Source organism: Desulfosarcina ovata subsp. ovata (assembly GCF_009689005.1).
Lineage (GTDB): Bacteria > Desulfobacterota > Desulfobacteria > Desulfobacterales > Desulfosarcinaceae > Desulfosarcina > Desulfosarcina ovata.
In genome coordinates, this window is the sequence record NZ_AP021879.1 from 3,965,692 (window position 1) to 3,978,905 (window position 13,214).

The window sequence follows — 13,214 nt, forward strand, 5'->3', positions numbered from 1 at the left end:
GCGGGGGCGATAATTTCATTATAGCCCGGCAACCGGATGGATTGAAAGGTTTGCGTGCAGATTTACATGCGCAGGGTAATACCGGCCAGAAAATTGAAGCCCGGCTCCGGTCCGCTGGTTTCGTAGTAATCCTTATCCAGCACGTTGGCCCCCTGGAAGAATATTTCCGGGCCGACGCCGCCGATTTTTTTCAACTGCTGGGTGAGCTTGGCATTCACCAGAAGATAGTCGGGCAGTTCCGTCCATTCGTAGTCGTCATCTTCGTAGAACTGGCGTTGGCAATAGGTGGCCTGCAGGTTGGCGGTGAGACCGAAATCAAAACGGTAGCTCATCGACAGGTTGACCCGATGGCGCGGCCGCCCTTCAAGTTCGCGATCATTGTTGGCGCGGTCTTTGGTCTCCAGGTAGGTGTAGTTCAGTTCGGCATCGAAATGATCGCTCAGTTGCAGTCGCACGACCGCCTCGGCGCCATAGATGACCGCTTCGTTGATATTGACATAGACCTTGTTGCCGTCGATGGTTTCCGTGTCGATGAGATCTTCGATGTTATTGTAGAAAACGGCCAACTCGCCGGTTATTTTTTCGGAAAAGCGCTGGCTGGCGCCCATTTCATAGGCAATGGTCTCTTCCGGATCCAGGTCGGGGTTGCCGCCGCCATACTCGCTGTACAGCTCCTTCAAGCTGGGAAAGCGGGTTTTTTTGCCCACCGACGCGTGGAGACCGGTGGCGTCGGTGACATTGAATACCACGCCGATCTGGGGGTTGAACGTATCCATCTTTCCGGGCTCCGGCTGGTCCGCGGTTTTAGTGGGCTCGAAGGTGTCGTAGCTCAATCCCAGAACAACGGAAAGGCGGTCGGAAAGGGAAATCTCATCCTCGGCGGCCAGGGCAACCGTACGGGCGGCGTATTCCTCTTCGTCGGTCCATCCTTCCGATGCCCATCCCTTGAGGACGTCCCAACAGTCGTCAGTAAGCCAGTTGGCTTCCTTGTGGGTGTCCTCCAGGTAGTGCAAGCCGAGGCGCAGGGTGTTCCACGACGCCAGCCGGCTGGTGGTCTGGATCTCTCCGCCGATGGAGTCGTCGTCGTAATAACTCTCCTCGAACCACTTCTTTCCACTAGTAGAATGGTCCTCATCCCAGCTGACATCCTTGATGCCGTCGTCATGGTTGACATAGAAAAGGCGCGTCTTGATCTTCAGGGCCTCGGCAAACGAGTGCTCGCCCACCAGGTTGACCTGCCACTGACGCCAGTGATCATAGGACCAGTAGCGGTTGTAGAAGACCGGCATGCCACGTTCATTGTCGACATAGTCGAAAGATAGGTAGAGGCTCGAATTGCCGCCCGGGTCGTAGCCGACCTTCACATCGAGGTTTTTTTTGGTGTAGTCGCTCAGATCACGCTTGCCGCCATCTTCGTTATAGCTGGTGCCCAGTCCCACATCGGGATCATCGGCATCGAAATGGTCAGAGAGGCGGTACCCGTCGGACGTCCGGTACCCACCGGAAATCCAATAGTTCACCACACCGGCACTGCCCCCGTGGCTTAATGCATAGTGGGCGGTGCGGTAGTCACCGAACCCGGCGGTGAAGGTGGTTTGGGGAGATCTGCCGCCTTTCTTGGTGATAATGTTGATCACCCCGCCCATGGTGTTAGCGCCGTATAGCACCGAACTGACCCCTTTGGTGATGGTGATTTTGGAAATGGCGTCGGCCGGCAGCATGGAAAGATCTACCGTACCGAAATAGCTTTCACGGGCGGGCACACCGTCGATCAGCAGCTTGACCTGGTTTTGCTCGAACCCCCGGACGCTCACATGGGATTCACCCTTGCCGGCGTTTTGCACAACAACACCGGGGAGAAATTTCAGCGCCTCGGCGGCGGTACTGGCGCCTTTGGCGGCAATTTGTGCGGCGGAGACTTCCGTGACCGCCGTCGCTGTGGTGGCCGCCGCCCGTTCGCCGGTAACGACCACTTCGCCAAGGGTGAAAACCTGCCCGTCATCAGACGCTTGCGCACCGGCGCCGAAAACAAATATCATGCCGGCCACCAACATACCCATTCCCACGGCTACATTCTTCTTGTTCCACTGCATCGTTCTCTTCCCCCTGTTTCTGGTTGTTGCTTCGCTGCATTCACGAACATGCGTATCATTGCAGGATCGTTGCATTTGATATAGGAAAGACCGGCCATGAAGAGGGCGGAGACAATCACTCCGGCCAGGACCAGGGTGGTGACCGAATGGTCACCCTGCCTACCGATCAGGTAGGCCGTCCCCACCGCCACCAGTCCCCAGATGAAGGCCGATGTCTGCAGCATCATCGCGGATCCGCCCATCAACATGGCCAGGGCCGCACCGAAATTGGCACCGGCGGTGACCCCCAGGATGGCCGGCGATACCAGCGGATTTTTAAAAAGTCCCTGAAAAACGACACCGGCCACCGCAAGCGCGGCACCGGTCATCACGGCCATGAGCATCCGGGGCAATCGAACCGACCAGAGCACCAATATCGTCTGCCCGGTCAAGGCGTTGCTTTCGGCTCCGCCAAAGATGGAAAAGGGCAGCTTCGCTATCGTCGACAGGTGGATGGGATAGCGTCCCATGGACATCGCGGCGATCAGGGCGATTTCCAAGGCGATGACCGTCATGGAAAAAATAAGCTGGATGTTTTTCACGGTTGGCGCGCCATAGACATTTTAAACATACAGATCAATGTATTGCCGATTGACCGGCGTCTGTGGTCGGGACAACGAAAGCGTTGCCATCGGTGCTGGTTTCAACGGACATTTTCATGCCATACATGGATTCAAGGGTATTTGTGTCAACAACCGATTGGGTGGCTCCATGGCGGTGCACCCGGCCGTTTTTCATCATGACCAGATGATCGCGGTATCGGGCGGCAAGAAAGGGATCATGGAGGGTGAGGAGGGTGAGGAGACGCTTGGATACGGTCAAGGCCCGGACCTTATCCAGCAAAAGGTGTTGATTCTTGAAATCCAGATGGTGAATGGCCAATAGCGCCATGGTGGAGATCCTCTGCTGGCCGATGATCGGCCGGGTTTGGTCGGTATGTATATGATACACGTTAATTTATAATTTATAAAATTAATTACGGGCAGTATGGCTATGACGTTGGCAAACGACATTAGAACTCTTACAATAATAAATTTAAAAACGTCAAGTTTAATTGTTGATGGTGGTGGTGGTGGTGGTGGTGCCCGGGTTTTTATGAGGGAGGCAACGGTTTCGAAACAAAAAGGGCGACCGCCGAGCCCGGCGGTCGCCCCGAAATGATTTTTGTTGATCGGGTTATGATTGCCGGAGTTTGTAGCGCTGGATTTTCCCCGTCGCCGTTTTGGGCAGTTCATCCACAAACTCGATAATGCGCGGGTATTTATGGGGGGCCAGTTTCTGTTTGACGTAGACTTTCAGCTCACCGGCGATCTCATCTCCGGGTTGATAACCGTCTTTCAAATTGATGAACGCTTTGGGTTTGATCAATCCCATGTCATCTTCTACTCCCACCACGGCACATTCGGCCACGGCCGGGTGGCTGAGCAGGGCATCCTCCACCTCAAGCGGGGAGACCCAGATCCCGCTGACTTTCATTGTGTCGTTGGCCCGCGCGGAATAGAAGAAATAGCCGTCCTCGTCCAGATGCCCCATGTCCCCGGTTTTCATCCAGCCATCGACCAGGGTCTCGGCGGTCTTTTCCGGGTTTTTCCAATAGGCATCAAACAAGGTGTTGCTCTTAACCCACAATTCTCCCAGTTCGTTGGCGGGCAGTACTTTCCCCAGTTCATCCCGTACCTCGACGGCATAACCCGGAAGCGGCAGCCCGCTGGCGTTTTCGCGCACTTTGCCGGGGCGGTTGCAGATAAAAATCAAGCTGACTTCCGAAGATCCCAGTCCATCCAGGATGTCAATGCCGAACCTTTCGCGCCACCGTTTCAGGAGCGAGCCGGGAAGGGCCTCGCCGGCTGAAATACAGAACCTCAGGCTGCTCAAATCAGGCTTCTTTTCGGCGGCTTCAAGATAGTTGAGCTGCTGCCCGTAGGCGGTGGGGACAGAGAAGAGACCGCTGGGACGATATTTTTCGATCATGCCCAAAATGGTTTCCGGCAGCGGACGATCCGGGTTGATAACGACCGAAGCGCCATAGTACAAAGGAAGATACATAGCAAAATTCAAACCGTAGGAGAAGTACAGCTTGGACGAGCAGAAAACGCGATCGTCCGGTGTAAAATCGACCACATGTCGCCCCCAGGTCTCCACCGCATAAACCAGGTCCTTGTGCAGGTGAATGACGCCTTTGGGCAGTCCGGTGGTTCCGGATGTGTACAGCCAGTAGGAGTGGTCCATTTTGGATGTCGGGTAGACGTCAAGCTGGTCGGAGGCGTCGTTGATCAGCTGGCCCAGTTCGACGGTCCCGGTTGCCGCCTCACCTTTGATCAAAAGGGTTTTGATTCCCGGGATCTCTGGCAGGCAATCCTTCAGATGCGCATAGATGTCCGGCTCCATGACCACGGCCGCCGCCTCGCTGTCGCGGATGAAAAATTCGAGGTCCTTGACGGTGGCCAGCATGTTGATGGGAACCGGTACGGCGCCCATTTTCATCGCGCCCAGATAAACGGCGAAATATTCGGGAGAATCGTTCAGCAGAATGACCACCCGATCCCCCGGTTTGATCCCCTGGTTGGCCAGGACGTTGCCGAATTGATTGGTCATGCGACCCAGTTGCCGGTAGGTCACCTCGTTGTCCCGGTAGATAATGGCGGTTCGGTCGGCCTGGCTGCCGGTCAGGTGCCGTTCCAGCAGCAAACTGACCATGTTAAACGTTTCCGGTAAAGTGAAATCCGTTTCCCAGGGATGTAACGCCAATTCATTTGCGACCATTCCTGCCTCCCTTTCGATCTTCAGATGAAATTAAAATGATACCCTTAATTTTAGATTTTCTCAGCTTCACGGGCATCGCTTTCTACTGCAGATTCCGCGCAATCCAAAAAGATGCATGGACTCCTGGAGCCGGTTTAAGCGGCCAACAGATTGGGCAACCAAAGAATCAAACCCGGAAATATCAGTACAAATACGAGCAGGATGAACATCGCCACGAGAAAAGGAAACGTTCCTCTGAAAATCGCTGCGATGGGGACATTGGGCACGATTCCTTTGGTCACGTAAACATTGACGCCCACAGGTGGGGTGACAACGGCGATTTGACTGGTCAGAACGATAACGACACCGAACCATACCGGATCGTAGTTCAGATCAAGAACCACCGGATAGATGATCGGAATCGTGAGCATGATCAACGCCATGGCATCCAGAAAACAGCCACCCACAAAAAACATCACACAGATCAGGGCCATAATTCCCATGGAGGGCAGCGGCAAACCGCTCACCCACGTGGAGAGTTGCGCCGGAATGGTCGTGACCGCCATGAATTTGCCGAAAACCGATGCGCCGGCGATCAGCATCATGATCATACAGGCTGTCCGCAGTCCCTCTTTGGATGCGTTGATGAATTTTTGCCAGGTCAGTTGGCGGTGGGCCAGACCGATCAGCAAGGCCCCGGCTGCCCCCACACCGGCGGCCTGGTTGGGACTGTACCACCCCAGAAACAACCCGCCGATGGACAGGCCGAACAGCAAGAAAATATCGGCGATGCGCCAAAGGGCCTTCAATTTCTCACCGATGGTGGTTGCTTTGCCGCTGGGTGCGATCTCTTTGTTTTTAAATGCAATGAAGAAGACGGTGAGGACGAAAAAGAGTGTCAGGACTACCCCGGGGACAATGCCGGCGGCGAACAGGGAGCCGATGGATTGTTCCGTAAGAATCCCGTATACGATGAAAATGGTCGAAGGGGGGATCAGGATCCCGATGACACCGGCCGAGGCGATACAACCGGTGGCCAGCCGATGATTGTAGCCGAAGCGGCGCATTTCGGGAAGTGCCACGCGTCCGATGGTTGCCACCGTGGCGGCGGTCGACCCGCAAATGGCGGCAAATCCGCTGCAGGCCAGGATGGTGGCCACGGCCAGACCGGCCGGCATTTTACCGGCAATTTTATAGGCCGATTCATATAACCGACTGCTCATGCCCGAGGCAAACGCAAAGGACCCCATTAATACAAACAGTACGATCACATTGAGCGGGTAGCTTGACAACTGAGCAAAAATATCCCGAATTAACAGTGATACTGCCGCTTCCCAACTCACCAGATAGCCAAAACCGGTAAAGCCGACAAAAGCCATGGCAAAGGAGACCGGCATATTAAGGGTGAAGAGCAATAACAGAAGAACAATTCCAACCAAACCAGTCAGTACCGGATCCATTAGGACAGGGCCTCCTTTATCGCAACACAGAAATCCACCAGCACCATCAGCGCAACCGGGATCAGCGCCACTGAAAATGCATAGGCAAAGGGATAAAACGGCAGCTGAACGGTGGCCGTGACTTCGCCGGCTTCAAGATATTCGTTACCCAGGCCGATGCCTTCATAAATCAGCAGTACAAACAGCACCAAGCACAATAAGGAGGTCAGGGCCTTTACGATTGAGCGCATCCGTCGGGGAAGAATGTCGACAAACATCTCCACGCTGATATGCCCGCCGTGACGCTGGGTGGCCGCTATGGCAAAAACGATCGTGGCCACCTGCACCAGACTGACGACCTCGATATATCCGGGAACCGGCATGAGAAACAGTTTGGCACCAATAACATCCGTACACGTTACGGCAACCATAACGATGATACCGACAACGCCAACCCATTCTCCCCACGTACTTAATCGGTTCGCCCATTCACGAATCATTTGCATACATGCTCCCTTGAGAGAGGGTGCGTCCGGGGTGTTTTCCCCGGACGCGGATCAAAAGGCTTGATAACGCCCATTTTTATTCCGCATACGGCATGGGAATACCCTTGTCCGCCTGGATTTTGGCATACTCGTCCCTGGTTTTCTTGATGAAGGCGATACGGTCTTTGATTTCAGCGGTGCTCAGGCCGACCTTTTCCATTTCCTGGCAATAGGCGTCGATGACCGGTTCCACAGCGTTGTTCCACTTTTCCGCTTCGGCATCGGAAAGCTGGATGACCTTGCCGCCCTTGCTTTTAAAAAATTCGGTACCGGCGAGGTCGATCTGATTCCATCCCTGGGCCATCTTCTCGATAAATTCGCTGTTGACCTCTTCGAACACGTTCTTAATATTCTCCGGCAGCTTGTCCCACTTGTCTTTGTTCATGACCGCATAAAAGGTATAGACATTGCCGACCCAATACCGTTCGGCATACATATTGCCGTAACATCTTGTTATTAAAATAAAAAATAGCGCTGGACAAAAAGATCGCTTTGTGTTTTAATCATGGTGGGTACAATTAATTAACCAGGAGGTCTCCATGAGCGAACACATCGACAAAAATGTTTTTCAAACAATTCTATCACCGGTGCTACCATTGATTGAGGTTACTCAAAATAGTCTCCATAATGATTTGGACACTTACAAGCTTTCATTATCATCGTTCACCACAAATTTGCTTTTTGGAATAATAACCAGAATTAAAAGCGTTGGACAAATCGTCACTGAGATCAAAACATCACCAACTGCTAAGGCATTAGGATTGGTCGTCGCATCGAAGTCTATGTATAATGAAGCGTTTAATCGTTATCCCCCAGAAATATTTAAAGATATATTCCATCAGTTGGTAAAAGAATTGGATTTGCATAAAATTCCGGAAATCAGTCATCTTGGAAAAATGCTAATTGTAGATGGTTCGCTTTTTCCGGCCATTTCCAATATGGCATGGGCTTGTTACAAGAAAACCGCTAATGCGATCAAAATGCATTTATCTTTTGAACTCAACCGAATGATTCCAACCGAATTTATCAGTACGGAAGGTAACTTTTCCGAAAAAGAATTTGTTAAGCAAATTCTTCGCGAAGGCATTACATATGTCTGTGATCGAGGCTATATCGCTTTCAATCTGTTCAAGCAGATATCCGACAGCAATGCATTTTTTATTATTCGCGGAAAGTCGAATATGACGTACACTGTAAAAGAGTGTCTCACTGCCACCGTACCGGATACATTCTTGAAATTTTTCAGTGACATCACAGATTCAAATATAATATTCAATAGCGATGAAAACAAAGCAAGTTATCGTATTGTTAGCTTTACGGCTATGGGCGAAAACTACATTTTGATCACAAACAGAAATGATTTGACAACTTACGAAATTATAATGCTTTACGCTTACAGGTGGCAAGTGGAACTTTTTTTTCGCTTCATAAAAAGAACCTTCAAGGGAATTCACTTAATGAGCCAATCTCCTCATGGCGTACAGATACAATTCTACTTGTATATGATTGCTTATCTATTGTTATTATCATTCAAACAAGATACGGAAATAATAAGCAGAGAAAATGAAAAAGATGAGCATGAATCTGAAGAAAATAATAAGAACGAAACCTTGCTAACTTCATCTTCATGCTCCAATTCAAATGCAAAAAGACCATATGTTTGCGGGTTAGTAACTCTTCTTGGAGAAAAATTAAAACAGTTTTATAAAATTGGTCTTCACTGGTTATTAGCAGTAAAAAATAATTTGTTAGAAATATTTGATGTGAATATCGCCAAAGTTATTGCTCAATACTCTTATCAATGACTGTGCCGAACAGTATTGTTGCCGACCTGCCAGTTGGCCGTACAGTACTTGAGCAATTCACCCAGGCGGAACCCTTTCATCGTTTCCAGGGGCAGCATCACGCCGGAAATGACGTTGCGCTTGACCGACTCATAGGTCTCGCCAATTCCCATGGGGCGTGAGGTGGCCCCCAGGGCCGCTGCCGTATCGGCAATCCGGCCGGTGGCTCTCAGCGTCTGGCCCTTGAGATCCTCCAGGGTGTAAACCGGTTTCTCGGTGGTGGAGATCAGGTTCGGGCCGCAGGCTGAAAAATAGAGGATCTTGGCCTTGTTGAACTCCTTGGGTTGATATTTGCGGTAAAAGTCCTCAGCCACATGTGTCGAAACCCATCCCGAAGGCATCCCCAGAGGCAGGTCGCAAATTTCCATCTCCTGGAACCGGCCGCGGGTATAGGCCAGATTGCTGAAACCGATGTCGGCGATTCCCTTGACCACCCCTTCAAAAACCTTGTTGGCCTTCAACAACTGGCCACCGGCTAAGTGTTGAATCCAGCCCTTTCAAGGTAGTACTATGACTTCTTTCTCTCAGCGAGTATTTTCGCGGTTGAAACATGTGGCTTGTTTTTCATCGCAACCCGCTTCGGTTTGGGCTTTTTGGGACCTCGAGGATGCTTCTGGTACTTTGATAATTTTACGTTGCCAGCTAATTCTTCAAGCAACCGAACCAGATCACTTTCTGGCATGTCTCTAAAAACGACCCAATGGTCGCTTTCGATAACGATCATCATCCCTTGGTAGACGCCTTCGATTTCATTGGCGATGTAATAACCAGATACGTTCCGTTCTATGAAATCGACACCGTGAACACTGCCCAGTGCTGCTTTTACAACGGACATGCTGATATAGGCGACCAGAGCAACGCAAAAACCGAAAAGAGCGGCACGAGGATAGCCCAATGCATTAATTTCAGAGTTTAAATATTCAGCGAGACGCTGAAAGGCCGTTTCGATGGTCCATCGATCCCGATACAACCGGGCAACTGTTTTAGCGTTTGCTGCGCTCTTTGATAGATTCGTGATGATGAAAATCTCGGTATCACCATCACGGGTTTCACCCTTCAGCTTCACGCGAATCCGCCTGAAGGCGTGCTCTTCGCCAGCTTCATCACGAACCCGGATGGGTTGCTCGTATACGGTTCCTGTTTCGATTTTGCCGATATATTTTTCCTTTCCAATTAGCTCGAGAGGATAATTCCCATGCTCACGGATAATGAACCACGCATCCCGCTTATCGATGCCGCAGGTGAATTCAACCACGCAGAAATTGCGATCGGCAACCCAAACATCATCGGCAACAATAGTTTCAAGCACCGTTTTCAATAATGAGCGTTCTTGCGCATGGCCGTCTTCGCAAGGAAACACATCGATGGGCAGGTGCAACATCGAATCGTACACAACCAATGATTTCCCCGGAAGAGGACCTGAGGCTATGGACCGCAACTCTTTGATTCGGTGATGGCTCTTTTCGATACAGTTGCCATCAAGCAGTTTGATTCGTTTGCCAGGCAAAGGGGAGTTTTGTTTACCCAACAATCTTTGAATAATAGGTTCCACCTGCTCGGCGGCATATCGGACCAAAGCTGCCGATGTACTTGGTTCCATGCCGTTCAACTTATTGTAGATTGAGGTAACTGAAACGGCAATATCCTCTTTTGAAGCCTGGAAGGCTGCGTGAATTGATCGCTGGCTTCCCTGAACGACCTGGCTCATCAGGTAAAAAAGCGTCGAAAACAAAAGGTCCCTTGTGTATTGTTCTTTAGCGGTGTTCTCGAACCATTCGTCCAATTGCTCAGGATTCAGTACCTTCTCCATCAAACCACGAGCCATGACAGAAATCGGAGAATTCTTGATGAACGGCGTAAAAACAGGACTCAACATGATGTCACCTCCCAAATAATACAGTTTTTCTTTTTTACTGTATATTTTGGGGGTGGGTTTGTCCAGCATTTATTTAATAAGTTCATCCAGTTATGAATGGTCTTTTAGTGCTACCTTGAAAGGGCTGGTGTTGAATCTTAACCTCGCCGTTGGTGCGTTTCTCAATTTCCTTGCACCACTCTGCTGACATTTTGGAGGTCATATGGGTTGGCGGAAAGTAATTGTTGTAAGTGAGCTTGATTTTTGCGGATACGGCGCCTGCAGAAAAGCCGATAATCAGGATGATGGACAGAAAAATGACGGATTTTGTTCTCATTCACTCCTCCTTTGTAAATCAACTTGAATTGCCAATGGTGATCCTGACGCCACAGTCGATTGAAATGATATCGGTGTGTGACGATGCCTGAGCGACTTTTTTGGATCAAGCGGTTTCCCGGATGGAAAAAAGGGCCTACCGACACGACCGATGCTTCTCTCCTGTTCTGATGATGGATAAAGTTTGTCCATGCAAACATAATTTGATTAATTTGAATTTGTTGTCAGTTAAAATATATTCTAAATATCATTCATTTTAAATGGAAAAAAATTTCTGTCGATGAAACAAAACTCAACGATCAGATTGATGTTGCTCTATGTTAATACGGATTAAACTATTGGTGCGATGGACGACCTCAGATGTTCCACATTGTGAAACATGGTGTTGCCTTTCGGACCCCTGCTTTGTTCATATCGTCGAAAACTCCACCCTGTCAAGGCAATAATTCGGGATCATTCTTTTCTCCGTCAGCGGATTTCATACAATGGATTGACGGCCCGGCACATTGACATTCCAGCGTGCGACGGATACGGTGCGGCCGATCGGCTGCCGTGCCTGCCCGGCCTGTGTGGCGACTTGCCCGGTGGTGGCGCTGGTGGCGAAGCCTGGCGTTGGCGATCGGCCGACGATGGAAAAACGATAGCTTCACGCGCTTGGAGCAAAAAGAAAAAATAATTCGATTGGAAAAAGGAAGGTGGTATGGAGAAGGTGACCGATTGGCTCTTGTTGTGGGAACAGCTTTCAGCGGTCAAGAAGCGTTGCTGGCGTGAAGGGAAACCGAAAAATGAGAAGCAGGACCCATGGAAGGACCGCGCCCGCAGCTTCGATGGCATGGCGAAAAAACGCTGGTCCAGGCCAAACGCCTCCAGGGATTGCCTGCTGGCGACATTAACGCGCCATCCCGATTCGACGGTGTTGGATATCGGGGCCGGCACCGGTTCCTGGGCCCTGCTCATGGCCCGCCATGCCGCCCGGGTCACGGCCATGGACCCATCCGAAGCCATGTGTGCGGTGATGGAAGAAAAACTGGCTGCCGGGAACGTCACCAATGTCACCATCGTTCAGGGCAGCTGGCCGGACGTCGACGTCGATGCCCATGACTTCTCGTTTGCCTCGCATTCCATGTACGGGGTTGCCGACTTCCGCGCCTTTGTGGAGAAGATGATCCGGGTCACCCGGCAGACCTGCTTTCTGTTGATGCGTGTCCTGTACACCGATACGATCATGGCCCGGGCCGCAACAAAGATATGGGGCCAGCCTTACGACAGCCCGACGTTTCAAGTGGCCTATAACGCCTTGATGCAGATGGGGATATACCCCGATGTGATCATGGAAGCCGAGGGCGGCTGGGATCCCTGGTCGCACGATTCCATTGACGAGGCCCTCGGCGAGGTCAAACGGCGCTTAACCCTTCTGGACGATCCGTCCCATGACCGGTTTTTGCGGTCCCTGCTGGAGAAATCCCTGGCCAGGGAGAACGGCAGATACGTCTGGCCCGCAGGCAACCGGTCGGGGCTGATCCGCTGGAATGTTTCCCGATGAAGGCGGCGTTCATACGAATGCCATCATGATCCGTCCGATTTGCAGTGGTGCCATTGCCCGGGCAGCTTTTAAATGTTGACAGAAAAATGAAACCCATGGACAATTAATCATCAACGCGACCCGCAGCGTCTGCAGTGGCAGCTGGCAAGCGTCCCCCCTTCTCTTTTAATTTGTGTCTCCTGTTCTCTTGAAGTGCTCTTCCGATAAACAATGCTCTGTACGGCCAACGTATCGTTTTCGGTTGAAAAATATAAACCCAAAGAGAGGAGGCTCCATGACGAACAATGCCATCCAATATCGGATGATGACGGCCAATGATTTTGACGCGATAGTTGCCATTGACACGAAAGTGCTCAATGTCTCACGGCCCGAGTACTATCGCACAAAATTTGAAAAACTGTTCGAATCCAGGGACTACATTCCCACCTCGCTCGTTGCCGAAGATGAGGGTGGAAAAGTGGTGGGCTTTGTGATGGGTGAACTGTTTATGGGTGAATATGGCATTTTCCAGTCCGAGGCCACCCTGGATACCCTCGGCGTCGATCCCGATTACCAGCGCCAGGGGATCGGCGATCAATTGGTCAGAGAATTCATCGATCACCTGAAGCGGCTGGGGGTGAACAAAATCAATACCCTGGTCAACTGGGATGATGCCAAACTGGTCCGCTTCTTCGGATCAATGGAATTCAGCCCTTCAAAGACGATCAACCTGGAACGGACCATTTGATGGCCAAGATTGAGAACTACCGCGGCCGGGTGATCGGATGCCGCATGGTCC

13 protein-coding genes are annotated in these 13,214 nt (G+C 51.1%); 3 read left to right on the forward strand and 10 right to left on the reverse strand.

Translation table 11 applies throughout. From position 1 onward, the window contains the following. Positions 1-62: 62 nt before the first annotated feature. The 7 genes from GN112_RS17580 to GN112_RS17610 all read right to left on the reverse strand — a co-directional run bounded on the left by GN112_RS17580 (position 63) and on the right by GN112_RS17610 (position 7,294). Entirely contained in the window at positions 63-2,093 is a 2,031-nt protein-coding gene (locus GN112_RS17580; RefSeq protein ID WP_162458983.1) for a TonB-dependent receptor plug domain-containing protein, read from the reverse strand. Next, the gene (locus GN112_RS17585) at positions 2,069-2,674 is read right to left on the reverse strand and encodes a FecCD family ABC transporter permease (protein WP_197743342.1); all 606 of its coding nucleotides are present in this window, start codon (positions 2,672-2,674) and stop codon (positions 2,069-2,071) included. Before GN112_RS17585 ends, GN112_RS17580 begins: the two co-directional genes overlap by 25 nt. A 34-nt stretch (positions 2,675-2,708) precedes the next feature. Further along, complete coding sequence (locus GN112_RS17590; protein ID WP_155311413.1) at positions 2,709-3,023, reverse strand: ATP-binding cassette domain-containing protein; 315 nt, start codon at positions 3,021-3,023, stop codon at positions 2,709-2,711. Positions 3,024-3,308: 285 nt separating this feature from the next. Continuing rightward, the gene (locus GN112_RS17595) at positions 3,309-4,895 is read right to left on the reverse strand and encodes a benzoate-CoA ligase family protein (RefSeq protein WP_155311414.1); all 1,587 of its coding nucleotides are present in this window, start codon (positions 4,893-4,895) and stop codon (positions 3,309-3,311) included. Positions 4,896-5,029: 134 nt separating this feature from the next. Next, positions 5,030-6,334 (reverse strand): TRAP transporter large permease, encoded by a 1,305-nt coding sequence (locus GN112_RS17600; protein WP_155311415.1) that lies wholly within the window; start codon positions 6,332-6,334, stop codon positions 5,030-5,032. Then, complete coding sequence (locus GN112_RS17605; RefSeq protein ID WP_155311416.1) at positions 6,334-6,819, reverse strand: TRAP transporter small permease; 486 nt, start codon at positions 6,817-6,819, stop codon at positions 6,334-6,336. Before GN112_RS17605 ends, GN112_RS17600 begins: the two co-directional genes overlap by 1 nt. Before the next feature lie 76 nt (positions 6,820-6,895). Beyond that, positions 6,896-7,294 (reverse strand): type 2 periplasmic-binding domain-containing protein, encoded by a 399-nt coding sequence (locus GN112_RS17610; protein ID WP_155311417.1) that lies wholly within the window; start codon positions 7,292-7,294, stop codon positions 6,896-6,898. A gap of 103 nt (positions 7,295-7,397) precedes the next feature. Here GN112_RS17610 and GN112_RS17615 point away from each other — a divergent pair, with 103 nt between their 5' ends. Then, positions 7,398-8,663, forward strand: coding sequence for an IS4 family transposase (locus GN112_RS17615; protein ID WP_155309288.1), 1,266 nt, complete (start codon positions 7,398-7,400; stop codon positions 8,661-8,663). Here the strand turns inward: GN112_RS17615 and GN112_RS17620 are convergent. The 3 genes from GN112_RS17620 to GN112_RS17630 are packed head-to-tail and all read right to left on the reverse strand — an operon-like array spanning position 8,657 to position 10,894. Further along, complete coding sequence (locus GN112_RS17620) at positions 8,657-9,190, reverse strand: type 2 periplasmic-binding domain-containing protein (protein ID WP_155311418.1); 534 nt, start codon at positions 9,188-9,190, stop codon at positions 8,657-8,659. The genes GN112_RS17615 and GN112_RS17620 overlap by 7 nt on opposite strands. A 20-nt stretch (positions 9,191-9,210) precedes the next feature. Next, positions 9,211-10,647 carry an IS4 family transposase gene (locus GN112_RS17625; RefSeq protein WP_197743311.1) on the reverse strand — a complete coding sequence of 479 codons (1,437 nt, stop codon included), beginning with the start codon at positions 10,645-10,647 and terminating at the stop codon, positions 9,211-9,213. Between the two features lie 13 nt (positions 10,648-10,660). Continuing rightward, positions 10,661-10,894 carry a hypothetical protein gene (locus GN112_RS17630; protein ID WP_155311419.1) on the reverse strand — a complete coding sequence of 78 codons (234 nt, stop codon included), beginning with the start codon at positions 10,892-10,894 and terminating at the stop codon, positions 10,661-10,663. Positions 10,895-11,593: 699 nt separating this feature from the next. On the opposite strand from GN112_RS17630, the gene GN112_RS17635 reads away from it, so the two are divergent. Next, positions 11,594-12,436, forward strand: coding sequence for a class I SAM-dependent methyltransferase (locus GN112_RS17635; protein WP_155311420.1), 843 nt, complete (start codon positions 11,594-11,596; stop codon positions 12,434-12,436). A 274-nt stretch (positions 12,437-12,710) separates the two neighbouring features. Beyond that, the gene (locus GN112_RS17640) at positions 12,711-13,163 is read left to right on the forward strand and encodes a GNAT family N-acetyltransferase (protein ID WP_155311421.1); all 453 of its coding nucleotides are present in this window, start codon (positions 12,711-12,713) and stop codon (positions 13,161-13,163) included. Positions 13,164-13,214 lie beyond the last annotated feature (51 nt).

What these genes read in the sequence shown, in the direction of transcription:
- GN112_RS17610 (WP_155311417.1), bottom strand. Translation starts at nt 7,294, where the DNA reads ATGTATGCCGAACGGTATTGGGTCGGCAATGTCTATACCTTTTATGCG.
- GN112_RS17615 (WP_155309288.1), top strand. Translation starts at nt 7,398, where the DNA reads ATGAGCGAACACATCGACAAAAATGTTTTTCAAACAATTCTATCACCG.
- GN112_RS17625 (WP_197743311.1), bottom strand. Translation starts at nt 10,647, where the DNA reads ATGCTGGACAAACCCACCCCCAAAATATACAGTAAAAAAGAAAAACTG.
- GN112_RS17600 (WP_155311415.1), bottom strand. Translation starts at nt 6,334, where the DNA reads ATGGATCCGGTACTGACTGGTTTGGTTGGAATTGTTCTTCTGTTATTG.
- GN112_RS17640 (WP_155311421.1), top strand. Translation starts at nt 12,711, where the DNA reads ATGACGAACAATGCCATCCAATATCGGATGATGACGGCCAATGATTTT.
- GN112_RS17595 (WP_155311414.1), bottom strand. Translation starts at nt 4,895, where the DNA reads ATGGTCGCAAATGAATTGGCGTTACATCCCTGGGAAACGGATTTCACT.
- GN112_RS17630 (WP_155311419.1), bottom strand. Translation starts at nt 10,894, where the DNA reads ATGAGAACAAAATCCGTCATTTTTCTGTCCATCATCCTGATTATCGGC.
- GN112_RS17580 (WP_162458983.1), bottom strand. Translation starts at nt 2,093, where the DNA reads ATGCAGTGGAACAAGAAGAATGTAGCCGTGGGAATGGGTATGTTGGTG.
- GN112_RS17605 (WP_155311416.1), bottom strand. Translation starts at nt 6,819, where the DNA reads ATGCAAATGATTCGTGAATGGGCGAACCGATTAAGTACGTGGGGAGAA.
- GN112_RS17590 (WP_155311413.1), bottom strand. Translation starts at nt 3,023, where the DNA reads ATGGCGCTATTGGCCATTCACCATCTGGATTTCAAGAATCAACACCTT.
- GN112_RS17635 (WP_155311420.1), top strand. Translation starts at nt 11,594, where the DNA reads ATGGAGAAGGTGACCGATTGGCTCTTGTTGTGGGAACAGCTTTCAGCG.